Consider the following 24,436-nt stretch of genomic DNA (forward strand, 5'->3'; position numbering starts at 1 on the left):
TTCCTTAGGGTGTGACTTCTCGGAAGGCGGGGAACACTTCGGTGGCGAACAGCCGCAGCGAGGCACGGACCTTCTCGGTCGGCATGCCGAGCCAGCCGGGGCGGAAGATGAGGTGGTCGAACCCCATGTCGCGCAGGGCGGAGATCCGCTCGACGAGGAACTCCGGCGAGCCCAGCAGCAGCGTGTTGCGGACGAGTTCGTCGAACCGGTCCCGCTGCCACCGCAGCGCCGGGTACTCGGCGTAGGTCGAGTACTCCACCCGGGCGTGCGGCAGCGCCTCCTCGGCGGCCCGCTCGGTGCTCGGCGCGCAGTAGAGCTCGACGCCAACCGGCCGCCGCACCGACGCCGGGTCCCGGCCGTACTCGGCCAGCGCGTCGTTGTAGACGGCGAGGTGCTCGGGCAGGAACCGCCGGCTCGGGGAGTTGCCCGGCGCGTACCAGGCGTCGCCGAGCCGCGCGGCCCGGCGGACCGCCTTCTTGCCCCCGGCACCGATCCAGATCGGCGGCCCGCCCGGGGTCAGCGGCCGCACGCCGATCGTGGCGTCGGTCTGCGGGTAGAACTCGCCGCCGGAGGTGACCGGCTCCCCGGTCCACAGCGCGCGGATGAGCCGCAGGCTCTCGTCGAGGCGGCGGAACCGGGTGGCCGGGTCGATGCCGAAGGCGGCGAACTCGTTGTCGCGGTAGCCGGCGCCGACGCCGAGGATCACCCGCCCGCCGGACAGGTGGTCCAGCGTCGCGAACTCCTCGGCGATGTGCACCGGGTGGAACATCGGTAGCAGCAGGATGCCGGTCCCGAGCAGCATGTCGCCGGAGCGCGGGATCAGGCTCGCCATCATCGAGATCGGCTGCGGGGTGGCGAGGTTGGACTGGAAGTGGTTGATCGTCCACACCGAGTCGTAGCCCAGCTCCGCGGCGAGCTCGACGGTGCCGAACAGGTCGTCGAGGTGCTTGCCGAGGTCGTCGCCGTGCGGGTACTGGTGCGACGCCATGATGCCGAACTTCATCCGCTCACGCCTCCGTCCAGCACGGGCGTCGAGGCCCGGCTGATCTTGCCGGTCGTGCTGCGCTCCAGTGCGGGCACGAACTCGATCCGGCGGGGGGTCTTGAAGTGGGCGAGCCGGTCGCGGGCGAACGCGACGAGGCGCTCGGCGAGGTCCGCGTCGGAGATCGAGTCGTCGGCCTCCCGCACGACGAGCGCCACCGGGATCTCGCCCAGCCGGTCGTCGGGCAGGCCGAGGACGCGGACGTCGTGCACGAGCGGGTGCGCGCGCAGCTCGTCCTCGATCTCCTCGGGCCACACCTGGAACCCGCCACACTTGATCATGTCGCGCTTGCGGCCGACGAGGAACAGCACGCCGTCCTCGTCGACGTAGCCCATGTCGCCGGTGTGCACCCAGCCGTCGCGGACCAGCGCGCGGGACGCCTCGGCGTCGTCGACGTAGCCCCTGGTCAGCTCGGAGCGCACGACCACCTCGCCCTCCGAGCCGGTCGGCAGGGCGTTGCCGTCGTCGTCGCGGATCTCGAGCTCCACGCCCGGGTACACCCGGCCGGCAGATCCGGGCTTCCACAGGCCGGCCTTCATGTCCCGGCCGTTCCAGCCGGCGATGTGCCCGGCCTCCGTCGAGCCGTAGTTGACCAGGATGGGGACGTGGTAGCGCTCCTCGAACGCCCGCCGCACCGGCCACGAGATCGCCTGCCCGGCGACGAGGACGGACTTGACCCCGCCGAACGGGAGGTCCCGCTCGGCGTGGACGATGTCGAAGACCATCGTGGGCAGGAAGAAGAAGTTGTCGAACTCGAACCGGGCCATCAGGCCGGCGAGGCGGTCGACGCCGAAGCGCTCCCAGACCACCGCCGGCCGGCCGACGAAGAACGCGAACAGCAGCGAGTGCTGACCGCCGCTGTGGAACAGCGGCAGGGCGATGAGGTTCGGCTTGGCGTCGAGGGCGGCGGTGCCCTCGGCGTCGGTACCGGTGGAGACCCGGGCGAGGCGTTCGAGCGACCCGCGCGTCCCGCCGTGCGTGACGCTGACCGCCTTCGGCCGCCCGGTCGTGCCGCCGGTGAACAGGATGCAGGCCTCGGAGTCCGGGGCGACGCCGACGGCCGGCACCCGGACCTCCCGCTCCCAGCGCAGCGGCGGGACGCCGTCGACTTCCGGCGCGACGGAGCGGACCTGGACGGCGGCGCCGGCCCCGGCCTCGGCGCCGGCCTCAGCGCTGGCAAGGAACTCGGCGACCACGTCCGGGCGGCGCCCGTCGACGAGCAGCAGGCGCGGGCCGGTCTTCGCGACCGACTCGGCGAGCTCGGAGGCGTTGTACAGGCTGCTGACCGTGACCGGGACCGCGCCGATCTTCCAGGCGCCGAACAGGAAGAACACGATCTCGGGGCCGTTGGTCAGGTAGAACGCGACCCGGTCCCCCGGGCCGATGCCCTCGGCGCGCAGCGCGGTGGCGACGCCGCCGGCGAGCAGGTCGATCTGGTCGAAGGTCCAGCAGCGGCCGTCGTCGCCGTGCAGGCCCGGCACGTCGCGGCGGTCCGTGCGGCGCCCTTGCAGAATCCGGGCGAGGTTCACGCCGTTCATATCCGTCGTCATCCCGTCACCCGCGGGATGACCTCGGCGCCGAAGCGGGCGAGCTGCTCCATGGCCTCCTCCTGTCCGGCGCCGACGAACTGGTGGCGCAGCGAGATCTCCGTGATGCCGAGGTCGGTCTCCCAGCGGCGGAGCTTCTCGACGATCTCGTCCGCCGACCCGACCAGGCAGTCCTCGGCCAGGTAGCGGTCCAGGTCCAGCGACTGGGCGTCGTCCCACGACTTGTAGCCGGCGTACTGGCGCCGCAGGTGCGGGCGCACCCCCGCGACGGCGGCCGCGTAGCTGTCGCCGATGTAGGCCTCGCGGGTCATGGGGTACTCCCGGTCCAGGGCGAAGCCGTGCTCGGCCAGGTCGCCGCGGTAGATCCCGAGCAGCCGGGCGAGCTCCTCGTCGTTGCCCTTGGGGCCGATGAGCCACGGCGCGTCCAGCCGCGCGGCGCGGCGGATCGCGGGCTCGGCGAACGCACCGATCCACAGCGGCGGGCCGCCGGGCTGCACCGGGCGCAGGGCCAGGGACGCGCCGGGGACCTCACCCCAGCTGCCGGCGACGTCGATCGTCTCGCCGTTCCACAGCGACCGCAGGATCGGCACGTACTCGCGCAGGCGCCGCAACCGGTCGTCCCACGCGACACCGAAGGCGGCGGTCTCGCGCTTGCGGTAGCCGGCGCCGAGGCCGACGGTCAGCCGCCCGCGGGAGAGCACGTCGAGCGACGCGAGGTCCTCGGCGAGCGCGACCGGGTTCAGCAGGGGGGCCAGCAGGACCGCGAAGCCGATGCGAACGCGCGAGGTCGCGTGGGCGAGGTAGCCGGCCAGCGGTACCGGCTGCACGAACGCCGACCGGGCCAGGTAGTGGTGTCCGAGGTAGACGGCGTGGAATCCAGCCGCCTCCGCAGCGGCCGCCTGGGTCACCACGTCGTCGATGCCGTGGACGGCGGGCGCCGACGGATCGAACTGGGCGCTCAGGAAGCAGCTGATCTTCACCCGACGACCGCCTCGGTCACGTTGTCACTGCCACTGTGGTCCGCGGCCTTGTCGGCGGCGCGGAAGTGCGGGATGACCTTCGCGGCGAACTCCTCCATCGACTTGAGCGCGGCCTTGCGGTCCAGCGACGGGATCCGCAGCCAGCCGATGTAGTGGTTGATGCCGAGCTGCTCGCGCAGCAGCTCGATCGTCTCGATGACCCGCTGCGCCGAGCCGAAGTTCCCGCCGTGCGTGAGCGTCTGCTCGAGCGTCAGCAGCTCGATGTTCTTCGCGACCGCCGCGTAGTAGTTGCGCTCCTTCTCGATGGCCTCCTCGGAGCCCGGGATGACCTTCCCGACCGACTTGTAGTAGTTCATCGCGGCCTGGGCGGCCTGCTTGAGGCCCTCCTCGCCGTCGCCGCACCAGACCTGCTGCATGAACGGCAGGTCGTAGGTGGAGATGTCGAACCCGTTGTCCAGCATGCTCTGCCGGTACAGGCTGAAGTTCTTCTGCATGATGCCCAGCGGCGTGAAGTTCGGCGAGGTGATGATCGGCTCGCCCACCGCGCCGCGCTCGCGGAAGCTGTCCGGGGAGACGGTGCCCTGCAGGATCGGCGGGCCGCCGGGGGTGAAGGGCCGCGGGTAGGTCGTGATGTTGTCGTACTGGAAGTGCTGGCCGTGGTAGGAGAAGTTCTCCTGCGACAGCGCCAGCCGCAGGACGTCGAGGGTCTCCTGGTAGCGCTGCTTGGACTCCTCGAGCGGGATGCCGAAGCCGGCGAACTCGGAGGGCTGGTAGCCGCGGCCGACGCCGATCGAGACCCGGCCGCCGCTGAGCACGTCGAGGGCGGCGATGTCCTCGGCCAGGCGCAGCGGGTTGTGCAGCGGCAGCACGACGACGGCGGTGCCGATGGTGATCCGCTTGGTGCGCTCGGCGACGGCCATGCCGAAGTTCACCGGACCGCCGAGGATGCCGTACTTCGAGAAGTGGTGCTCGGCCAGCCAGACCGAGTCGAACCCGAGCTCGTCCGCCAGCTGGATCTCGTCGAGCGTTTCTCGAAGCACCTGGTGATCCGATGTGCCGTCGCTCGCCGGGAACAGGTTCATGATGCCGAACTTCACGGTCTCTCCTCGTGTATTCCGACCAGCCGGTATGTTACTGGTCTTGCGAATGGCCTGCAAGGGCGCCGCAGGCCAGGCCCTCTAGGGCCTAACCCGCCCGGCGGGCCCGGACGCGCAGCTCACCGGTGCGGCGGCGGTGCCAGGAGCCGCGCCCGAACGCGGCGTCGAGCACGAAGGCCCGGCGCAGGAAGAGGTGCGGGTCCGCCTCCATGGTGATGCCCATGCCGCCGTGGACCTGGATGCAGCGCTCGGCGGCGAAGACGGCCGCCCGGCCGGCGGCGGCCTTCGCCGCGTGCACCTGGATCTCGGCGTCGGGGCGGGCGTTGTCGACCGCCCACGCGGCGTACAGGGTCAGGTCCCACGCGGCCTTGCGCATGGTGGCGGCCTCGGCGAGCTGGAACGCGACCCCCTGGAACGAGCCGATCACCCGGCCGAACTGCCGGCGGGTGCGGGCCTGCTCGGCGGCCAGGTCGATCGCGCCCTGCGCGACGCCGCACAGCTCGGCGGCCACGACCAGCGTCGAGCGCCGCAGGCCATCGCCGGCCAGGGCGACGCCGCCGGGCTCGGGCGCGGCCAGGGTGACGTCCGAGAGCGGCACCGAGGGGTCGAGCGACCGCCGCGGGGCGATGCCGGCCGCCTCGGCGATCCAGACGCCGCCGTCGCCCAGGGCGGCGAAGCCGTCCGCCTGCGCCGCGTAGCGCACCAGCGTCCGGACCACGGTCCCGGGGGTCCCGGGGGTCTCAGGGGTCCCGGGGATCCCGGGCGCGCCCGGCACGCCGACCGCGGGGGTGAGGACACGGCGGCCGTCGAGGACGTCGCCGGACAAGGCGCCGGACAAGGCGCCGGCGCCGCACAACAGCTGGACGGCGGCCATGTGTGCCGGGAACCGGCTCGGGACGAGGCGCTCGCCGAGCGCCTCGACGGCGACGAGCAGGTCGATGAGGCTCGAACCGATGCCCCCGGCCGCCTCGGGCACCCCGAGGAGCCCGAAGTCACGCAGCAGCGGGCCGTCGCACGCCGGGGCGCGCCACGGACCGGACAGGGCGTCGCGGGCGGTGACGCCCTCCCCCTCCGCGAGGGACCCCACGGTCTTACCGATCTCCAGCTGTTCCTGGGTGAATGTCGCGCGCATGCGGCGGCTCCGCTCAGCGTGAGCGGGGCAGGTCGAGCACCCGCTCCGCGAGAATCGACTTCTGGACTTCCTCGGTGCCGCCCTCGATCGTGTGGGCGCGGGCGCGCAGGTACCGGCGCATCCTTGCGGCGGCGCCGTCGCCGTCGAGCAGGACCCCGCCGGCCTCGTCGAGCTGTACCGCGAGCCGGTTGGCGTTCTGCACCACCCCGGCCCACAGGCTCTTCAGCGCCGAGGTCTCCGGCCCAGGGACGCCGCCGGCCTGGCTCTCGCCGAGCATGCGCATCGACCCGATCCGGACCGCCTCGGCGTCGCACTGCAGCGCACCCACCGCGTCGAGGAACGCGCTGTCGCCGGCCACGCCGCGCTCGATCGCGACGTCGATGACCCGGTCCACCGCCTGGCGGGCCCACACCCACAGGTTCAGCGCCATGCTGCCGCGCTCGAACGCGAGCGTCGTGAGCGCGACTCTCCAGCCGTTGCCGACGCCGCCGAGCACGTCCTCGTCGGGGACGAACACGTCGTCGAGGAACATCTCGTTGAACTCGGTGTCGCCGTTGATCATCACCAGCGAGCGGACGGTGAACCCGTCCATCGGCGCGAGGAAGTAGGTGATGCCCTGGTGCTTCGGCGCGCCGGGGTCGGTGCGCGCCAGCAGCAGGCATTTCGACGCGTTGTGCGCGTTGGAGGTCCAGATCTTCGAGCCGTTGATACGCCAGCCGCCGTCGACCCGGGTCGCGGCCGTGCGCAGGCTCGCCAGGTCCGAACCGGAGCCGGGCTCGCTGAAGCCCTGGCACCAGTACTCCTCGCCGCGCAGGATCCCGGGCAGGTGACGCGCCTGCTGCCCGGCGGTGCCGTGCGCGATGATCGTCGGCCCGGCCAGCATCATGCCGACGCCGTTGAGCGGGTAGGGCGCGCCGCGCACGGCGGCCTCCTCGTTGAAGATGGCCTGCGCAAGCGAGTCCATCCCCCGCCCGCCGTGCTCGACCGGCCACGACAGCCCGGCCCAGTTGCCGGCGCACAGCCGGTCCTGCCACACCCGGGACCAGCGCTCGCGGTCGGACTGCGACAGCTCCTCCTGGTCGGGCACGTCCCGCAGCGCGTCGTCGAGCCAGCCGCCGGCCTCCCGCCGGAACGCCAGGTCGGCCTCGCTGTCATCGAAGTCCATGTCCACCTTCCACCAGGTCGTCGCGGCGGGCGAGCCGGGCCTTGTAGAGCTTGCCGTTCGGGTCCCTCGGCAGGGCCTCGTGCACGACGTAGAACTTCGGGCGCTTCGGCTTCGCGAGGCGGCTTTCGAGGTACACCCGCAGCGCCTCGACCACCGTGGCGGCCTCGGGCGCGTCGTCGCGCAGGACGACGTGAGCCTGCGCGACCTCGCCGAACTCCGGGTCGGGCACGCCGACGACGCCGGCGTCCGCGACCCAGTCATGGCCCATCAGCGCCGCCTCGATCTCGGCCGGGTAGACGTTGACCCCGCCGACCAGGATGAGCTCGGCCGCGCGGCCGGTGATGTACAGGAAGCCGTCCTCGTCGACGTGGCCGACGTCCCAGACGGTCATCAGGCCGTCGCGGCGCGCGCCGTCGGTCTTGCCCGGGTCGTTGTGGTACTCGACCTTGTCGTCGCCCTGCCGCATGTACACGATGCCGGTCTGCCCGGCGGGCACCTCGTTGCCCTGCTCGTCGAGGATCTTCAGGGTCGAGATCGAGGCCGGGCGCCCGACCGTGCCCGGGTGGGCGAGCCACTCGTGCGGGCGCGCGACGGTCGTGCCGACCTCGGTCGAGCCGTAGTACTCGTAGACCACGGGGCCGAACCAGTCGAGGATCCGCTGCTTCACGTCGCGCGGGCACGGGGCGGCGCCGTGCAGCACGTAGCGCAGCGAGGAGACGTCGTAGCCGTCGCGCACCTCCTGCGGCAGCTGCAGCAGCCGGTAGAAGTGCGTCGGCACCATGCTGGAGCCCGTGACGCGCAGCTCGTGGACCCGCCGCAGGAAGCCCTCGGGCGTCCAGCCGTCCATCAGGACCAGCGTGCCGCCGGCGTGCAGGGCGCCGATGGCCGGGGTGATGTTGGCGGAGTGGTACATCGGGGCGGAGACGAGCCAGGACGCGAACGCCTCGCGCCGCATCCCGAACTCCTTGAACAGCCACACGTAGGTGAGCGCCCCGGCGTCCGCGTCGATGCCGCTGAGCGGCCGCTTGACGCCCTTCGAGCGGCCGGTGGTCCCCGAGGTGTACATCATGAGCGAGCCCGCCGGCGTGTCCCGCGGGCTCGTCCCGGGCATGCCCGCGGTGAGCTCGGACAGCGGCTTGGCCCGGTCCGTGGCGGGCGAACCGTCGACGAAGACCTGGACGCCGGGCGCGGCCGCGGCGACGACGACGTCCTCGACGCGCTCGGAGCCGACGACCACCTTGGCCCCGCTGTCGCCGAGGATGTAGGCGACCTCTGGCTCGGTGAGGTGGTAGTTGAGCGTCACCAGGTACAGCCCCGACTGCATCGCCGCGAGGTACAGCGCGACCATGCCGGCGCTGTTGGTCATGACCGCCGCGACCGTGTCGCCGGCCTCGAGACCGGCTCGGGTGCGCAGGCCGTGCGAGATCCGGTTCACCTCGGCGAAGAGCTCCCCGTAGGAGATCCGCCGATCGTCGGCCGTCACGATCGCGCACAGGTCCGGCTCGGCGGCCGCCCAGAGCCGGAAGCCGGTCCGCTCGTCGCTCATCGGACTCCTTGAGTTAAATTCCGACCATCCGGTATGTTATGGCTCAACAGTAAGGGAGCCCTCAGACGATGTCCATACCCGCAAGCGAGGCACACGCGGCGAGCTACCGCGCCCGCGAGGTGCCGACCCCCGCCGAGGTCGTCGACGGCGTCTGGGCGATCCCCGTCCCCCTCAACGGCCATGCCCTGCGGTACGTCACGGTGTTCCTGATCGAGACCGCGGGCGGGCTCGTCCTCGTCGACGCCGGCTACCGGCACCCGAGCTGCTGGGCGTCGTTCCAGCGGTCGGTGACCTCGGTCGGCCACCGGGTCGAGGCGATCTCGACCGTCCTCATCACGCACAACCACCCCGACCACGTCGGCTTCGCCGGTCGCATCCGGGAGGTGTCCGGCGCGCGGGTCGTCATGGGGCAGGCCGACGACTTCGCGACCATGCACGCCGCGCGCGGGGACTTCCTCGGCCAGCTCGGCGCGTCGCTCGAGCTGACGGGCGCGCCGCGCGCCGTCATCGACGAGATGTACGCCGACGCCCTGACGGTCGCCGTGCACGACGAGAATCTGGAGCTCGACGTCGTCCTGACGCAGGACCGGGAGTTCGGCTTCGGCGACGTGACCATCCGCGCGGTGAGCACCCCGGGGCACACCTACGGGCACACGGTGTACTTCGACACCCGCGGGCTGGTGTTCACCGGCGACACCATGATGGCCGAGGGCCCCACCCAGCTCGCGATCGTGAGCCGGCCCGGCGACGACCCGGCCGGCGACCTGTTCCGGTCGCTGGACCGCATCCGCGACCTCGGCGCGGCGATCGCGTGCCCCGCACACCAGTACCCGTACGGCGACGTGGCCGCCCGCGCCGAGCAGCTCAAGGCGTTTCACCGGGCCGAGGTCGCCGCGGCGCACGAGCTGGCGCACGGCGACGCCACCGCGTGGGACGTCGCGCGGCGGATGACGTGGAAGAAGCCGTGGGCCGAGCTGGGCCGGGGCACCAGGCGCTTCTGCCTCGTCCACACGCTCGCCCTGCTGCGCGCTCAGCCGTAGGTCCAGTCCGGTGTCATGCCGGAGCGCAGGTCGCGCAGGGTGCGCTTGAGGACCTTGCCCGACGGGTTGGTCGGGAACTCGTCCACGATGTAGAGCTCCTTCGGCACCTTGAACTTGCCGAGGCGCTCCCGCGCGTGGGCGATGAGGTCGCCGGGCTCCAGGCCCGGACGGCCGATCACGAACGCGACCGGGACCTCCTGCCACTTCGGGTGCGGCGCCGCCACGACCGACGCGGCCAGCACGAGCGGGTGGTCGGCGAGCACGTTCTCGATCTCGGCGCTGGACATGTTCTCCCCGCCGCTGCGGATCATGTCCTTGAGGCGGTCGCGGATGTAGAGGTAGCCGTCCTCGTCGAAGCAGCCGACGTCGCCGGTGTGGAACCAGCCGTCGCGGAACGCGCCGCGGGTCGCCTCCGGGTCGTCGAGGTAGCCGGGGCTCACCTTCGGCCCGCGCGCGACCACCTCGCCGTTCTCGCCGACCGGCACGTCGTCGCCGTCCGCGTCGACGACCCGGACCTGGACCCACGGCACCGCGATGCCGACCGAGCCCTGCTTGGACTCCATGTGGGCCTCGTCGAGGTAGGTCAGCCCGCTGCAGGTCTCGGTGAGGCCGTAGCCCTCGATCAGCCGCGCGTTCGGGAACAGGCCACGGGCCACGGCGAACAGCGCGGAGGTCACCTGGGAGTAGATGATCCAGCGCACCGGCGACAGGTCGGCCGGCACGGCCTCCGCCGCGCGGCGGACCATGTCGAGCATCGTCGCCGCCATGACCATGCCGGTGATCCGCTCGGTCTCGATCGCGCGCAGGACGGCCGCCGGGTCGAACCGCCGCTGCAGCACCATGCAGCCGCCGACGTGCCAGATGCCGTAGCCGGGCAGGTCGGTGCCGCCGACGTGGTACAGCGGCGCGAAGTTGAGGATCCGGTCGGTCGGGCGCAGCCCGAGCTCGACGATCTGGGCGTGCATGTTCATGTTCACGTTGCCGTGGGTGAGCATGACGCCCTTGGGCAGGCTGGTCGTGCCGGAGGTGTAGACGATGCGCTGCAGTGCCGCGTCGTCGAGCTCGGCGTCGGCGACCCGGGCGCCGCGGTGGGACTCGACGAGCGCCCGCAGGTCGACCCAGCCGTCGTCGATCGGCTCCAGCGCGAACCGGCGCACCTGCGGCAGGCCGGCGATCGCGGCCGCGGTGAGCTCGGCGAACTCCGGTACGGTCGCCACCGCCCGGACCCCGGCGTGACCGAGCAGCTGCGCGAGCTCCCCCGCGGTGAGCCGGTAGTTCAGCGGCACGAAGACGGCGCCGAGCTTCGACAGCGCCAGCGACAGGATGAGGAACTCGGGCACGTTGTTCGCCACGATCGCCACCCGGTCGTCCCGGCCGACGCCCTCGGCCGTCAGGCCGGCGGCCAAGGCGTTGACGTCGTCGTCGAGCTGCCGGTGGGTCCACCGGCGCCCCTCGAAGACGAGCGCGTCCCGCTCGGCGAACCGCAGGGCGTTGCCGGCCAGCATCGCGGCGATGTTCGCGGTGCTCATGAGATCGCGGCCTCGGCCTCGCGCAGGCCCTTCTTGAGGACCTTGCCGGAGTCGTTGCGCGGCAGCGACGCCACGACCTGAACGTACTTCGGCACCTTGTACTTCGCCAGGGCGGCCCGGCAGTGCTCGCGGATGTCCTCGGCGGTCGTGGCCGCGCCGTCCCTGAGGATGACGAACGCCTTGGGGACCTCGTCCCACGTCGGGTCCGCGACGCCGATGACGGCGACCTCGCTGACGTCGGGGTGCTGCGCGATGACCCGCTCGATCTCGGCGCTGGCGACGTTCTCCCCGCCGGACTTGATCAGGTCGGCGCGCCGGTCGACGAACCACAGGTAGCCGTCCTCGTCGATCCGGCCGACGTCGCCGGTCAGGAACCAGCCGTCGCGCCGGGTGCGCCGGTTGGCCTCGTCGTCGTTCCAGTAGCCGGGCGAGATCTTCGCGCCGCGGACGATGATCTCCCCCTCGACGCCGGGCGCGACCGGGCGGAAGTGCTCGTCGACGATCCTGATGTGCACGCCGGGGAACGGGGCCCCGAGCGCGCCCATCTTGCTCTCCTCGTGGGCGGCGTCCATGTAGCAGACGCCGTTGCACAGCTCGGTCATGCCGAAGGTGTCGATGAGGCGGACGTGCGGCAGGCGCCCCTTGACCTTACGCCGCACGCTCGGGGCGACTCCGGCGAAGAGGAGGTACCGCAGCGAGCCGAGGTCCGGCGGGCTGTCCAGGTCGAGCAGGCCGAACAGGATCTGCGCCGCGAGGACCATGCCTGTGATGCGCTCCCGCGCGGCGACGCGGGCGATGTCCTCCGCCTTGAACGTGGGCGTGAGCACCATCGTCGCGCCCGCCACGAACGTCGCCAGGCCCGGTGCTTCCAGCCCGCTGACGTGGAACAGCGGCGCGGAGACGAGGATCCGGTCGTGCTGGGTGAGCTCGAGCTCGAGCACCTGCGCGAGGTGGTTCGCGGTGAGGTTCCCGCAGGTGTGGACGACCCCCTTGGGATGCGCCGTGGTGCCCGAGGTGTAGAGCAGGCGGTGGATGTCGCCGGGCCCCTTCTCCGCGTCCGCGACCCGGACGCCGGGCGGCTGCCCGTCGAGCAGGACGGCCAGCCGGTCGGCGCCGGCGACGACCCGTTCGCCGTTGGCGACGCCGCGCACGCCGGTCCCGGCCGCCAGGTGAGCGGCGTCGCCGGCGAAGTCGTCGTCGTAGAGCAGCCAGGTGATGCCGGCCTGGTCGATGACGTACGCCTGCTCGTTCGCGTGCAGCCGCCAGTTGAGCGGGACCGAGATCGCGCCGATCCGGCTGAGCGCGAGCAGCTCGATGACGTAGGTCGCGGTGTTGCGCCCGAGCACGCCGACCAGGTCACCGTCGGTGATGCCGGCGCTGAGCAGCGCGGCCGCGTGCCGATCGACGTCGGCGTCGAGCTCGGCGTAGGTCCAGCGGGCGTCCCCGTCGACCAGGGCCTCGCGGCCGGCGCGCCGCAGCGCCTGCAGGCGCAGGGTCTCGGCGAAGTTGCTGGTGGCCATCAGCTGCCGCTTCCACGTCGGTGGGCCAGGATCTCCTCCCGGGTCGGCAGCGACACGAACTCCAGCAGGTTGCCGTCGAGGTCGCGGGCCGCGAACGCGGTGATGTACCCGTAGTTCTCCAGCAGGACCCGGTTTGGCTCGGTCAGGCACTCGGCGCCCAGGTCGACCATGCGCCGGTGGAGCTCGTCCATCTCCTCCAGCGGCACCTCGAAGCTGAGCAGGAAGGTGCCCAGCTCGAGGTGGCCGGCGGTCGCGGTCCGGGTCTTGGTGCCGTTCCACTCGATGAGCTCGAGCTGGCCGATCCGGCTGGGCCCCTGCATGTACTGGACCCGGCCGGTGGTGCCGGCGGGCAGCCCCAGCGACACCTCGATCCCGGGCCCGCCGACGTCGGTCCGCAGCGTCTTGCGGTAGCCCAGCGCCTTCTCGTAGAAGTCCGCGGCGCGCTCGACGTCGGAGACGGTCATGGCCACGTGGTGCACTTCGCTGACCGGCATTGTCATTCGCTTTCTTCGGTGAGGGCCTGCTGGATCAGCGCGACCTCGTCAGCCCCGCTGTCGGGGACGATGAAGTCGTCCAGGGAGCAGATGTCGTCGATGGCCTCGAGGATGTCGTCGGGCGAGGCCGGCTCGGGCCCGCCGTACCAGCCGGGGGTGACGCCCAGGAAGATCCGCCCGACGCGCCCGCCCCCGACGGTGAGGATGTGCCGGCTGAGCGTGCACTGCTCCGAGGCAAGGAACGTCGCCACGGCGGCGACGTGCCGCGGGTCGAACCGGTCGGCCAGGTCGCCGAGCAGGCCGTCCGTCATGCGGGTCGCCGCGGTGGGCGCGATCGCGTTGACCAGGATGCCGCGGCGGGCGCCCTCCAGGGCCAGGACGTTCATCAGGCCGATGAGGCCGGTCTTGGCGGCCCCGTAGTTGGCCTGGCCGAAGTTGCCGAACAGCCCGGACGCCGAGCTGGTCAGCACGATGCGGCCGTACCCCCGCTCGACCATGTGCGGCCAGGCGGGGCGCAGCACATTGAACGCGCCGGTGAGGTGCACGTCGAGCACGGCGGTGACGTCCTCGTCGCCCATCTTGGCCAGCGTGCGGTCCCGCAGGATGCCGGCGTTGTGGATCACGGCGTCGACCCGGCCGAATTCGTCGACAGCACACCGGACGAGGCTGGCACCCCCGTCCGCGGTCGCGACGGAGTCGGTGGACGCGACGGCGGTACCGCCGGCCGCGTGGATCTCCGCCACGACCCGCTCGGCCGCTCCCGAGGAGCCCGACCCGTCCACGGCCCCGCCGAGGTCGTTGACGACCACCAGCGCCCCGCGCTCGGCGAGGGCGAGGGCGTGCGCCCGCCCGATCCCGTTGCCGGCGCCCGTCACGACGACGACCCGGCCGTCCAAGCTGACCCGCGCGCTCATCGCTCGTTGCCCAGGACGGCGACGAACGCGACGCACGAGCCCGGCTGCCCGCCGAGGTTCTGGGCGACCGCGAGCCGGGCGTTCGGTACCTGACGGTCGCCGGCCTCACCGCGCAGCTGCGTGAAGCACTCGAACATCATGCGCAGCCCGGTCGCGCCGATCGGGTGGCCGAACGACTTGAGGCCGCCGTCGGTGTTGACCGGCAGCGCCCCGTCGAGGTCGTAGCGGCCGTCGAGGATGTCGCGCCAGGCCTTGCCACGCTCGGAGAACCCGAGGTCCTCCATGAGGACCACCTCGGTCGGCGTGAAGCAGTCGTGCACCTCGGCCAGCGAGATCTGCGACGCCGGGTCGGTGACGCCCGCCTGTTCGTAGGCCTGCCGGGCCGCGGCGACCACCTCCGGGAAGGTCGTGAAGTCGTAGCCGTCGGTGGCGAGCCCCGCACCCGACCCGGCGACGAAGCTCATGCCGCGCAGGAACACCGGCTTGTCGGTGTACCGGTGGGCGTCCTCGGCGCGGACCAGGATGGCCGCGGCCGCGCCGTCGGAGACGCCCGAGCAGTCCATGACGCCGAGCGGCCCGGCGATGCGCGGGGCGTTCTCGACGGTCTCGGCGGTGACGGCCTTGCGGAACTGGGCGCGCTCGTTCAGCGCGCCGTTCGCGTGGTTCTTCATGGCGACCTTGGTCAGGGCGCTGCGCATGCCGCGGGCGTCCACACCGTACGCCTCCTGATAGGCCGGGGCGAGCAGCGAGAACCCGGCCGGGGCGGTCCAGTCCACTTCGGTGCCGTCGGCGGGCGGGTAAACCGCGGACAGGCCGGAGAACGAGGAGTCCTTGAGCTTCTCGACCCCGGTCGCCATGACCATGTCGTAGGCGCCGGACGCGACCGCGAACGCCGCGTTGCGCAACGCCTCCGAGCCGGTGGCACAGTAGTTCTCCACACGGGTGACGGGCTTGCCGACGAGGCGCAGCGGCCGGGCCAGGGTCTGCCCGGACATGCCCGAGCCCTGGGTGCCGACCCAGAACGCGTCGATGTCGTCGAGGGTCACGGCCGGGAGGGACCCGACGCACTCGTGCACGGCGTCGACGAGGAGGTCGTCGGCCGAGAGGTTCCAGTGGTCCCGGAACGGGGTGCAGCCCATCGCGACGATCGCGACGTCATGGGCCGTGCGCCTACTGGCCATCAGTCCTGCCCTTCCGCCTGGCCGTCATTGGTGTCCTTTCCTGGGCGCAGCTTCCAGAAGTAGTTGTGGATCGCGTCGGTGGTCCAGAGCCGCCGGAAGGTCGGCGTCATCCGCATGCCCACCGCCACGTCGCCGGGCGGGACGTCGGTCGCGTACGCGCTGAGCCGCCCGCCCCCGTCCACGTCGGCGACGACGATCACGACCTCCGGCTCCGGCATGGTCGTCAGGTGGTCCCGGGTCACGGAGACGACCCGGGCGGCCTTGTCGCGCAGCGAGACCTTCGCGGAAGCGTCACCCTCGCCGGGGATGCCGCAGGACGCGCACACACGGCCGGGCGGCGTGGTGACCTTGCCGCAGGCGCCGCACAGGCTGCCCTCCAGCCGGTACTTCCAGCCGGCTCGGCGGTGCATGGGCGGCGACGCCGGGGCCGGCGCCGCGGGCCGGGCCGGCCCCTGCACGTCCAGGAGCCCGCGCCAGCGCAGGTACCGGCCGTAGCCGACGGGCTGCCGCGCGGCGAGCTGGTCGCGCACGGACGGCCCGCGGCGCGCCGCCCGCACCCCGACGCCGGCGCGGAAGACGAACGCGTCGGCACCCTCGGTGGCCGACAGCAGCAGGATCGTCTGGCCGGGCCGCGCCTCGTCGAGCGCCGCGGCGAGCAGGAGCCCGGGGTGGGCGGCGCCGGTGAAGCCGGTGGCCCGCTCGATCTTCGCGTCCTCCCCCGAGCCGCCGAGCGCGCGGCGCAGCGCCGAAGCGGCGCGCGGGTTCGACGACGACACGACGACGTGATCGGCCGCGTCGAGGGAGGCCTCGGACAGGGCACGGCGGGCGGCGTCGAGGCCGGCCGCGACGAGGACCTCGGCGGTGAACCGCTCGTCCCAGACGCGGTCGTGCCGCTCGCCGGGCAGCCGCCAGCGTTCGAGGACCTCGGTGGTGTGAGCGGCGCGGGTGACGAGCACGGCGGCGTCCCGGCCGCCGGCGAACGCGGCCGCGGCGTCGCCCTGGGCCAGCTCGTCGGGTGCGCCGGGGCGGGTGGTACGCACGTCGGCCATGGCTGCCACGGCACCGGCCCGCACGACAAGATCGAGGGCGGCCGCGCCGGAACGGTGGCCGCGGAGGTCGACCGCGCCGACGCCCGGGTCGAGCCCCAGAGCCTCGTGCACCACGCCGGCCGAGGTCTTCGCCTCGTAGGGCGCGCTGGTGGTCGCGAGCAGCAGCTGCCGGCCCGCCGGGGTGGCCGTCGCGATGTGCCGCAGCGCCTCGACGGCCATCGTGATGGCGTCCTCGTCGAACGCGGCGACGCTGCGGGCCGGGCCGCCGGGTCGCGGCGGCTCGGTCGCGTCGAGTCTGTTGTCGTTGAGCGCGTACGCCGGGAGGTAGGCCGCGTAGGCGTCGATGCCGGGCTGCTCGGGCATGTGTTGCGGGTTCTCCTTCAGCTCCACGTGGGGATGGCGGCGAGCAGTCGCCGCGTGTACTCCTGCTGCGGTTCGTCCAGCACGTGCATGGCCTCGCCCTGTTCGACGACCCGCCCGCCGCTCATCACCGCGATGCGGTCGCACAGGTCGCTGGCCAGCATGAGGTCGTGGGTGACGAACAGCAGGCCGATGCCGAGCTCGTCGACCAGGGTGCGGAACAGGCCGACGACCTTGGTCTGCGTCGTGACGTCGAGGGCGGTGGTGCACTCGTCGGCGATCACGAGCGAGGGGCGGGTGACGACGGCGAGGCCGATCGCGACCCGCTGGCGCAGCCCGCCGGAGAGCTGGTGGGGGTAGCTGTCCAGGACGCGGGCGGTGTCGGTGATGCGCATCTGCTCCAGCACCTCCACCGAGCGCCGCTCGACGTCGGCCCGGCTGATGTCGCGGACGTGCCGGCGCAGCACCTCGGCGAGATGGGTGCGCACCTTCATCAGCGGGTTCAACGACCGCGAGGCGTCCTGGAAGACCATGCCGACGGCGCTGCCGCGGACCCGGTCGGTCCGGTCGACGCCGGGCGCCACCACCGGGTCGCCGGCGAGCTCGATGGAGCCGCGCTCGACCCGGACGTTGCGTTCGAGCAGCCCGACGACGGACCTGGCCAGGGTGGTCTTGCCGCTGCCGGACTCGCCGACGACGCCGACGATCTGGCCGCGGCGGACCTCGAGGTCGACGCCGTCCAGCAGGCGCAGGTCGTCGGCCGCCAGCCGGGCGGTGATGGAAAGGCCGGAGATCTTCAGCAGCCCGGTCTTCGGTCCGGTCATCGGCGCCTCTTCCGGGGGTCGTGGTGCGTGAGCAGCGCGTCACCGAGCAGGTTGACCAGCAGCACCAGCAGGGTGATGGCGAGCCCGGGGAAGAACGCGATCCACCAGGCCTGGCTCAGCTCGTCCTGGCCGGAGGCCAGCATCGAGCCCCAGCTGTGCATCGGCGGTACCACGCCCAGGCCGAGGAAGCTCAGCGCGCTCTCGACCAGGATCGCCGTGCCGACCTGCAGGGTGCCGAGCGCGACGATCGTCCCGGCCAGGTTGGGCAGGATGTGCCGGAACACGATCCGGGACTCCGAGGCGCCGGCCGCGCGCAGGCCGAACACGAACTGGCGTTCGCGGATCGCCAGGGTGGCCGAGCGGGTGACGCGGGCGCACACGGCCCAGCCGGTGAGCGCCAGCACCAGGAACAGCACCGGCAGCGAGCTGCCCCGGTTCGAGATGATCGCGAGGGCGATCAGGATGAACGGCAGGGCGAGCTGGGCGTCGATGAGCACCGAGATGACCCGGTCGACCCAGCCGCGGAAGTAGCCGGCCAGCAGGCCGAGCAGCGTGCCGGGTCCGATCGCGACGACCGCCCCGACCAGGCCGATCATGATCGTCAGGCGGCCGGCCGTGATGAACTGGGTGAGCACGTCCTGGCCGAGCTTGTCGGTGCCGAGGGGGTGCGCCCACGACCCGCCGCCGAGGAAGCCCGGCGGCCTGCGGGTCGCCGCCAGATCCTGGCCGGCCTCCGGCAGCAGCCCGGTCAGCGGCAGCACGAACACTGCGACGGCGGCGACCACGAGCGGCAGGGACAGCCAGAAGACCGAGGTGCGCCCGCGCCGGCCGGTGCGGCGCGGCGGCGGCACCTCGCCCTCGCCGGCGACCGGGTCGAGTTCGAGCCGGCTCACGGCACTCACCTCACCCTCGGGTCGACGATCGAGTGGATGATGTCGACGATCAGGTTCAGCACGACGAAGACCAGCGCACCGAAGACGACGATCGCCTGGACGAGCGGGAAGTCACGGAACTGGATGGCCTGCAGCGCGAGCTGCCCGAGGCCGGGCCAGGAGTAGACGTACTCCACCGCGACGGCGCCGGAGAGCAGGATGCCGGTCTGCAGTACGACGATCGTCAGGATCGGCATCATCGCGTTCTTGAACGCGTGGCGCCACACGACCCGTCGCTTCGCGATCCCCCGTGCGCGCGCGGAGTCGATGTAGGGCTCGGCCAGCGCCTCGCTCATCGACGCCCGGGTGAGCCGGGCGATGTGCGCCATCGGATAGACCGACATCGTCAGGGCCGGCAGGATCAGGTGCTTCGGCGTGCCCGACTGCCCGGCGGGCAGCCAGCCGAGCTTCACGGCGAACAGCACCACGAGCATCATGCCGAACCAGAACACGGGCACGGACTGCCCGAGCAGGGCGAGGGTGGAGGCGCCGCGGTCCCACCAGGTGCCCTCCCGGGTCGCGGCGAGCACGCCGAGGGGGACGCCGACGAGGATGGCGACGGCCATGCCGGCGGCGACCAGCTGGAGCGTGAACGGCAGCCGGTCGAGGATCATCGAGGTGTTCGGCTGGTAGAACTGCAGCGACTGGCCGAGGTCGCCGGTGAAGACGCCCTTGAGGTAGTCGAGGTACTGCACGATGAGCGGCCGGTCGAGGCCGAGCTCGTGGCGCAGCTGCTCGCGCTGCTCGGGGGGCGCCATCGGCCCGAGGATGGTCGCGGTCGGGTCGCCGGAGAGGCGCCCGAGCAGGAACGCCATGCTCAGCGCGATGAGCAGCGAGGCGAACAGCGCGGCGAGCCGGCCGCCGACGCGGCGAACGGTGCCGGGCTTCATCGGCGGGCCCTCCATTTCGCTCCGGGCATCGCGGCGAGCAGTTCGCGCGTGTAGTCGTTCTCGGGGTCGGCGAAAACCGTCTCGCAGGGCCCGGCCTCGACGACCTGGCCGCGGTACATGACGTGCACGACGTCGCACAGCGAGCGGACGACGGCCAGGTCGTGGCTGATCATCAGCAGCGCCGCGCCGGTGGTCGCCCGGATCCCCTTGAGCAGGGCCAGCACGTCGGCCTGGACGGAGACGTCGAGGCCGGAGGTCGGTTCGTCGGCGACGATGAGGCGCGGGCGCATGAGCAGCGCGCGGGCGATGCAGACCCGTTGCGCCTGGCCGCCGGAGAGCTGGTGCGGGTACCGGTCGAGAATCTCCGGCGCGAGCCGGACGCGGCCGAGCAGGCCGGCGTCGTCGGTCCAGGAGGTGCGCCCGGGTTGCAGCGAGCGCAGCTCGCGCAGCCCGGACCGCACGGACTGGCGGGGGTCGAGCGAGCCGTGCGGGTCCTGGAAGACCACCTGCACCTCGGGCCGCAGCCGGCGCAGCTGCTTGCGGCTGACCGAGGACAGCGAGTGCCCGAGCAGCCGGATGTCGCCCTCGCCCCGGGTCCCGAGCCCGGTCGCGGCCATCGCGAGCGTCGTCTTGCCGGAGCCCGACTCGCCGACGACGGCGACGCTCTCGCCGGCGTCGATGCGCAGCGACACGTGGTCCACGGCCCGGAAGACCTCGCCGGTGGTCCGGTTGCGGTGGTCGACGACGAGGTTGTCGACCACCAGCACGGGTGCGTCCGTCTCGGGGTTGCGGGGGTGCCGGGCGACGTCGCCCGGCACCCCCGTCTCCACTGCCTCGGGTGCCTCGGGCATCGTCAGCGGGTCGTCTTCGTGAAGTCGACGGTGTTCAGCGGGCCGAACACCAGACCCTTGATGCCGGGACCGGTCGCGTAGTTGAAGACCTGCCGGTAGAGCGGCACGTAGCAGTGCTTGTCCACCACGCCGATCGTGTTGAGCTGCTCGTAGATCGGGGCGGCCTGCTGGGCGCTGTCCTGCTCGAGCGCCTTCTGGATGAGCTCGTCGATCTGCGGGTCCGGGCAGTTGCCGGTGATCGACTTCGTCTTCATGAAGCCGCTGGCGAAGTAGTCCGGGGTGGCGACGTTCGGCACACCGGCGAAGATCGAGATGCCGGGAACCTGGCGGCCGACGACCCGCTTGACGAGCGTGCCGTAGTCGATCGGGACGTAGGTCACCTTGAAGCCGGCCTTCTCCAGCGCCCCGCCGACGGCCTGGGAGACCTCTTCGATGTTGGTGTACTGCGCGGCCGGGTAGGTGATCTGCACGGCCGGGGCCGAGGCGCCGACGAGCTCCTTGGCCTTGGCGGGGTCGGCGGTCACGCTCTGCGCCGGCTTCTGGCCGGGCTTGATGTTGAGCAGGCCGGTGTCGGCCACGGCCTGGCCGTCGAAGATGCCCTTGACGATCGCGTCGCGGTCGATGGCCAGGGCTGCCGCCTCGCGCAGCTTCGGGTCGTCGAACGGCGCCTTCGTCGAGTCGAGGAACGCGATGATCTTCATCGCGGTCTCGGTGCTCACCACGTTGAGGCCGGCCTTCTTGGCCTCGCTCGCCTGCGCCGGCGGAAGGTCGAAGGAGACGTCCACGCTCTTGCTCTGGATCAGCGCGAGCCGCTGCGCGGCCTCGTTGGCCCACGTGAACGTGATGCCGTCGTTCGCCGCCGGCGTGCCCCAGTAGCCGGGGTTCTTCTTGACCGACATGTCGCGGCCGGCGTGCGCGCCCGCCCACACGTACGGGCCGGTGCCGACGGGTTCGGCGGCGAAGCCCTCCGAGCCCTTGTCCTTGTAGTACTTCGGCGGCACCAGGTAGACGGTGGTGAGCAGGTCCGGGATGTTGTACTGCGGGGTCTTGGTCTTCACCACGACGGTGGTGTCGTCGGGCGACTCGACCGAGGTCACGTTCGTGAAGTAGGACTTCAGCTGCGACGTGGCGGTATCCCGGGTGAGCAGGAGGGTGTTCGCGACCGCGGCCGCGTCCGCCTTCTCGCCGTTGCTGAAGCTGACGCCGGAGCGGACCTTCAGCGTCCAGGTCGTCGAGTCGGTGCGGGTCCAGCTCGTCACCAGGCCCGTGTCGGTCAGCGCGAGGGCCTTGTCGGTGTTGATCAGGGGTTCGAGCATCGTCGCCCAGACGATCTGGGCGGAGCGCGCGCCGACGATCGGGTCGAGCGTCGCGGGCTGGGCCGCGAGCAGCGCCCGGACGGTCAGCGGACCGGACGACGCGGCACCTCCGGGCTCGGACCCGCCGCAGGCGGTGAGGCCGACGCTCGCGATGGCCAGGGCGGCGGCCAGCGCCAACGGCCGCCGAAGGCTCAAGGATTTCAGGATCATTATGGATGTCCTTCACAGCGATGGACCTGTCATGTCACCGCGAGTCGCGGCCGTGACGCTCGCCACAAAGTACCGACCAGCCGGTATCAAGTCAACAGGTCGTACCGGTATCGCGCCGGTGACAACCGCGTGACGCACCCCCGCCCGCCAGGGCCATTGTCTACATACCGACCGGTATGTATGATCACGGGCGTGACCATCACACTGACCCGGGAGCGCGACGGCCGTGTCGCTCGCGTGCGCTACGACAACGCGGCGCGCGGCAACTGCTTCGACGACGCCACGCTCCACGAGCTCGTCGAAACCCTGCAGACCGCCGCGGCGGACGGGGCATGCGTGGTCATCCGTCTCGACATGGCCGGCCGGCACTTCTGCGGCGGCTGGGACACCGCGTCGTTCGCGGAGCTGGCCGGCGCCACGCGGGAGGCGGTCGCGGCAGGCCTCCGGGACAGCGACGCGGCGCTGCACCGGATCCGGCGGCTTCCCGTCCCCGTCGTCGCCGCCGTCCGGGGCCAGGTCATCGGGTTCGGCGCCGGCCTGCTCAACGCCGTGCATCTCCCGGTGGCCGCCGCGGACGCCCGCCTGTCGCTCCCGGAGGCCCGGTACGGGTTCGCGCCCGCGGGCGTCGGCTGGACGATCGCCCGGTCGCTGCCCCGGCCGCACGCCTACGACCTGCTGACCGGCGCGGCGACCGCGACCGCTCCGCAGCTGCTCGCGTGGGGCCTGGTCGCCCGGGTGGTCCCCGGCGACGACGTCGACCGCGAGGTGGACGCCCTCGTCGACTCGCTCGCCGCCGTGCCGGAGCGGACGCTGCGGGCGGTGGTCGAGGTCGTCGAGTCGAGCCTGGCGGGCGAGAGCGCCGAGCGGGCGTACGAGATCTCGGCCCGCACGATCGTCGCGGGCGTGAGCGCGAGCGCGCAGGGGGTGTCCGGATGAGCCAGCGGTTCAGGGCCGGCGAGGCCGTCTGGGTGGAGCTGTGCACGCCGGATCCCGAGAAGGCCGAAGCCTTCTACGCGTCGCTGCTCGGCTGGACGGTCCGGCACGAACAGCTGGGCACCACGACGTACCGGATGTGCAGCGTCGGCGGCCGCGACGTCGCCGGCATCTCCGACGCCGCGGCCCTGCACGGTGGCCGGCCCCGGGGGTGGATCGCGTACTTCGCGGTGGACGACATCGAGCGCTCCGCACGCCAGGCGGTCACGCTCGGCGGCGAACTGGTCACGCCTCCGCGCTATCTGCCCGCGGCCGGCACCGGCGCGGCGGTCATCGACCCCTTCGGCGCCGCCTTCGGCCTCTACCAGGGCGAGTCACGCGCGGGCGTCCAGGTGCTCAACTCGGTCGGCGCGCTGTGCTGGAACGAGCTGGACACCGGGGAGCCCGCCCGGTCGGTGGCCTACTACCGGTCCCTGTTCGGCTACACCACCCAGCAGCACGGCGACTCACCGACGGCGCGCCCCTACACCGTGCTGATGCTCGGGGACGTCCCGGTCGCCGGCGTCCTCGAGCTGGACAACGAGTGGCCCAACCTCATCCCGTCGAAGTGGATCACCTACTTCAACGTCGCGTCCCTCGACGAGGCGCTGATCCAGGTGTCCGCCCTGGGCGGCATGCCGACCGTCGGCCCCGTCGAGAGCCCGCACGGGCGCCTCCACCTGGTGAAGGACCCCGGCGGGCACACGCTGTGCCTCATCCAGCTCGAAGGCGGGCTCCGCCCCGACAGCGACTCCTCTGACTCCTGCGACCCGGCGGTGGACCGATGATGGCCGAGCCCCTGTTCGACTCCGCCGAGTTTCGCCAGGTGTGCGGGCACTTCCCCACCGGCGTGACCGCCGTGACCGCCTCGAGCGCCGGCGGCGCCGTCGCCGCGCTGACCGTGAACTCGTTCACCTCGGTCTCGCTGGAGCCGGCGAAGGTGCTGTTCTGCGTCGCGACCTCCTCGTCGAGCTTCAAGGTCCTGATGGAGTCCGAGCGCATCGCGATCCACATCCTCAGCCAGGACCAGGAGGACGTGGCGCGGCGGTTCGCGACCTCGGGCCTGTCGGGCGCCGAGAAGCTCGGCGGCGTGTCCTGGGTCCCCGGCCCCGACGGTGTCCCGCTCCTGCTCGGTACGCCGGCGATCCTCGCCGGGCGGCGCGACGAGGTGATCACGAGCGGCGACCACGTGATCGTGCTGCTCGACATCGACCACGTACACCTGAAGCCGACGAACGTGCCGGCGCTGTCGTTCTACCGCGGCCGGTTCGTCGCCCCGTCCGGCGCCGGGGAGTGAGACGCGGCGCGCGCCGTCGTCCGTGCGGTCCGGCGCGCGCCGCCGTTTCGTGCGGCCGGCGCGCGCCGGCGTCGCGTCCGGTTCAGGCGTAGTACCGGAACAGGATCTCCGCCACGCAGCAGGGCTGTGACCCGTCCGCGAACTCCACCGCCACGGACGCCTTGGCCTGCACGCCGCCGGCCGAGTCAGCCGCGGCGGCGATCGGCTCCGCCGAGACCAGCGTCGCGGTGCCCTGGATCTCCACGCCCGGCGGCAGCGGCTTGATGAACCGGACCCGGTCCAGGCCGTAGTTGACCCCCATCGAGTACGACTCGACCTCGAGGATGTCCGCGAGCAGGCGCGGCACGAGCGCCAGGGTCAGAAACCCGTGCACGATCGTCGTGCCGAACGGCCCGGACCGCGCCCGCTCGACGTCGACGTGGATCCACTGGTGGTCCCCGGTGACGTCGGCGAACCGGTCGACCTGCTCCTGGGTCACCACCTGGGGCTCGCTGGCGCCGAGCTCCTGGCCGACCAGGTCCAGCAGGTCGCTCGGGGTGCGCACGGTC

The 24,436-nt window shown here is 72.3% G+C and carries 23 protein-coding genes; 4 read left to right on the top strand and 19 right to left on the bottom strand.

What is annotated here, in order from left to right; genetic code table 11:
• Positions 1 to 4: 4 nt before the first annotated feature.
• From ACGFI8_RS36080 to ACGFI8_RS36110, 7 genes are all read right to left on the bottom strand, one after another.
• Complete coding sequence (locus ACGFI8_RS36080; RefSeq protein WP_392811501.1) at positions 5 to 1,003, bottom strand: LLM class flavin-dependent oxidoreductase; 999 nt, start codon at positions 1,001 to 1,003, stop codon at positions 5 to 7.
• Positions 1,000 to 2,592, bottom strand: a complete 1,593-nt coding sequence (locus ACGFI8_RS36085) for a class I adenylate-forming enzyme family protein (protein WP_392811503.1) — start codon at positions 2,590 to 2,592, stop codon at positions 1,000 to 1,002. Before ACGFI8_RS36085 ends, ACGFI8_RS36080 begins: the two co-directional genes overlap by 4 nt.
• Complete coding sequence (locus ACGFI8_RS36090) at positions 2,589 to 3,569, bottom strand: LLM class flavin-dependent oxidoreductase (protein WP_392811505.1); 981 nt, start codon at positions 3,567 to 3,569, stop codon at positions 2,589 to 2,591. The genes ACGFI8_RS36085 and ACGFI8_RS36090 overlap by 4 nt, the downstream gene beginning before the upstream one ends.
• Positions 3,566 to 4,666 carry an LLM class flavin-dependent oxidoreductase gene (locus ACGFI8_RS36095; RefSeq protein WP_392811508.1) on the bottom strand — a complete coding sequence of 367 codons (1,101 nt, stop codon included), beginning with the start codon at positions 4,664 to 4,666 and terminating at the stop codon, positions 3,566 to 3,568. Before ACGFI8_RS36095 ends, ACGFI8_RS36090 begins: the two co-directional genes overlap by 4 nt.
• Before the next feature lie 88 nt (positions 4,667 to 4,754).
• Positions 4,755 to 5,798, bottom strand: a complete 1,044-nt coding sequence (locus ACGFI8_RS36100; protein WP_392811510.1) for an acyl-CoA dehydrogenase family protein — start codon at positions 5,796 to 5,798, stop codon at positions 4,755 to 4,757.
• A gap of 13 nt (positions 5,799 to 5,811) precedes the next feature.
• On the bottom strand, positions 5,812 to 6,963 hold the full coding sequence (locus tag ACGFI8_RS36105; protein WP_392811511.1) for an acyl-CoA dehydrogenase family protein: 1,152 nt from the start codon (positions 6,961 to 6,963) through the stop codon (positions 5,812 to 5,814).
• The gene (locus tag ACGFI8_RS36110) at positions 6,950 to 8,509 is read right to left on the bottom strand and encodes an AMP-binding protein (protein WP_392811512.1); all 1,560 of its coding nucleotides are present in this window, start codon (positions 8,507 to 8,509) and stop codon (positions 6,950 to 6,952) included. The genes ACGFI8_RS36105 and ACGFI8_RS36110 overlap by 14 nt, the downstream gene beginning before the upstream one ends.
• A gap of 68 nt (positions 8,510 to 8,577) precedes the next feature.
• On the opposite strand from ACGFI8_RS36110, the gene ACGFI8_RS36115 reads away from it, so the two are divergent.
• Positions 8,578 to 9,549, top strand: coding sequence for an MBL fold metallo-hydrolase (locus ACGFI8_RS36115; RefSeq protein ID WP_392811513.1), 972 nt, complete (start codon positions 8,578 to 8,580; stop codon positions 9,547 to 9,549).
• Here ACGFI8_RS36115 and ACGFI8_RS36120 read toward each other — a convergent pair.
• Genes ACGFI8_RS36120 through ACGFI8_RS36170 form a run of 11 tightly spaced genes read right to left on the bottom strand, consistent with a single transcriptional unit; the run spans position 9,540 to position 21,604 of the window.
• A complete protein-coding gene (locus ACGFI8_RS36120; RefSeq protein ID WP_392811514.1) occupies positions 9,540 to 11,078 on the bottom strand; it encodes a class I adenylate-forming enzyme family protein in 1,539 nt (512 codons plus the stop codon). The two genes, ACGFI8_RS36115 and ACGFI8_RS36120, sit on opposite strands and share 10 nt — an antisense overlap.
• Positions 11,075 to 12,598, bottom strand: a complete 1,524-nt coding sequence (locus ACGFI8_RS36125; RefSeq protein WP_392811515.1) for a class I adenylate-forming enzyme family protein — start codon at positions 12,596 to 12,598, stop codon at positions 11,075 to 11,077. The genes ACGFI8_RS36120 and ACGFI8_RS36125 overlap by 4 nt, the downstream gene beginning before the upstream one ends.
• Positions 12,598 to 13,092 carry a VOC family protein gene (locus ACGFI8_RS36130; RefSeq protein WP_392811517.1) on the bottom strand — a complete coding sequence of 165 codons (495 nt, stop codon included), beginning with the start codon at positions 13,090 to 13,092 and terminating at the stop codon, positions 12,598 to 12,600. Before ACGFI8_RS36130 ends, ACGFI8_RS36125 begins: the two co-directional genes overlap by 1 nt.
• Positions 13,093 to 13,094: 2 nt before the next feature.
• The gene (locus ACGFI8_RS36135) at positions 13,095 to 14,006 is read right to left on the bottom strand and encodes an SDR family NAD(P)-dependent oxidoreductase (protein ID WP_392811519.1); all 912 of its coding nucleotides are present in this window, start codon (positions 14,004 to 14,006) and stop codon (positions 13,095 to 13,097) included.
• Positions 14,003 to 15,187, bottom strand: a complete 1,185-nt coding sequence (locus ACGFI8_RS36140; RefSeq protein WP_392811520.1) for an acetyl-CoA acetyltransferase — start codon at positions 15,185 to 15,187, stop codon at positions 14,003 to 14,005. Before ACGFI8_RS36140 ends, ACGFI8_RS36135 begins: the two co-directional genes overlap by 4 nt.
• The gene (locus tag ACGFI8_RS36145) at positions 15,187 to 16,626 is read right to left on the bottom strand and encodes a hypothetical protein (protein ID WP_392811521.1); all 1,440 of its coding nucleotides are present in this window, start codon (positions 16,624 to 16,626) and stop codon (positions 15,187 to 15,189) included. The genes ACGFI8_RS36140 and ACGFI8_RS36145 overlap by 1 nt, the downstream gene beginning before the upstream one ends.
• The gene (locus tag ACGFI8_RS36150; RefSeq protein ID WP_392811523.1) at positions 16,617 to 17,420 is read right to left on the bottom strand and encodes an ABC transporter ATP-binding protein; all 804 of its coding nucleotides are present in this window, start codon (positions 17,418 to 17,420) and stop codon (positions 16,617 to 16,619) included. Before ACGFI8_RS36150 ends, ACGFI8_RS36145 begins: the two co-directional genes overlap by 10 nt.
• Positions 17,417 to 18,313, bottom strand: coding sequence for an ABC transporter permease (locus tag ACGFI8_RS36155; RefSeq protein ID WP_392811525.1), 897 nt, complete (start codon positions 18,311 to 18,313; stop codon positions 17,417 to 17,419). Before ACGFI8_RS36155 ends, ACGFI8_RS36150 begins: the two co-directional genes overlap by 4 nt.
• Before the next feature lie 5 nt (positions 18,314 to 18,318).
• Positions 18,319 to 19,242: an ABC transporter permease gene (locus ACGFI8_RS36160; RefSeq protein ID WP_392811527.1), complete on the bottom strand. Its 924-nt coding sequence runs from the start codon at positions 19,240 to 19,242 to the stop codon at positions 18,319 to 18,321.
• On the bottom strand, positions 19,239 to 20,093 hold the full coding sequence (locus ACGFI8_RS36165; RefSeq protein WP_392811529.1) for an ABC transporter ATP-binding protein: 855 nt from the start codon (positions 20,091 to 20,093) through the stop codon (positions 19,239 to 19,241). Before ACGFI8_RS36165 ends, ACGFI8_RS36160 begins: the two co-directional genes overlap by 4 nt.
• 2 nt (positions 20,094 to 20,095) lie before the next feature.
• Positions 20,096 to 21,604: an ABC transporter substrate-binding protein gene (locus ACGFI8_RS36170; RefSeq protein WP_392811530.1), complete on the bottom strand. Its 1,509-nt coding sequence runs from the start codon at positions 21,602 to 21,604 to the stop codon at positions 20,096 to 20,098.
• 207 nt (positions 21,605 to 21,811) lie between these two features.
• On the opposite strand from ACGFI8_RS36170, the gene ACGFI8_RS36175 reads away from it, so the two are divergent.
• Genes ACGFI8_RS36175 through ACGFI8_RS36185 form a run of 3 tightly spaced genes read left to right on the top strand, consistent with a single transcriptional unit; the run spans position 21,812 to position 23,888 of the window.
• On the top strand, positions 21,812 to 22,555 hold the full coding sequence (locus ACGFI8_RS36175; RefSeq protein WP_392811531.1) for an enoyl-CoA hydratase/isomerase family protein: 744 nt from the start codon (positions 21,812 to 21,814) through the stop codon (positions 22,553 to 22,555).
• Entirely contained in the window at positions 22,552 to 23,379 is an 828-nt protein-coding gene (locus ACGFI8_RS36180) for a VOC family protein (protein ID WP_392811532.1), read from the top strand. Before ACGFI8_RS36175 ends, ACGFI8_RS36180 begins: the two co-directional genes overlap by 4 nt.
• Entirely contained in the window at positions 23,376 to 23,888 is a 513-nt protein-coding gene (locus tag ACGFI8_RS36185; protein WP_392811533.1) for a flavin reductase family protein, read from the top strand. The genes ACGFI8_RS36180 and ACGFI8_RS36185 overlap by 4 nt, the downstream gene beginning before the upstream one ends.
• 82 nt (positions 23,889 to 23,970) lie before the next feature.
• On the opposite strand, the gene ACGFI8_RS36190 is transcribed toward ACGFI8_RS36185, so the two are convergent.
• On the bottom strand, positions 23,971 to 24,432 hold the full coding sequence (locus ACGFI8_RS36190; protein WP_392811535.1) for a MaoC family dehydratase: 462 nt from the start codon (positions 24,430 to 24,432) through the stop codon (positions 23,971 to 23,973).
• Positions 24,433 to 24,436: the final 4 nt, after the last annotated feature.

The organism is Dactylosporangium sp. NPDC048998, from assembly GCF_043197855.1.
Lineage (GTDB): Bacteria > Actinomycetota > Actinomycetes > Mycobacteriales > Micromonosporaceae > Dactylosporangium.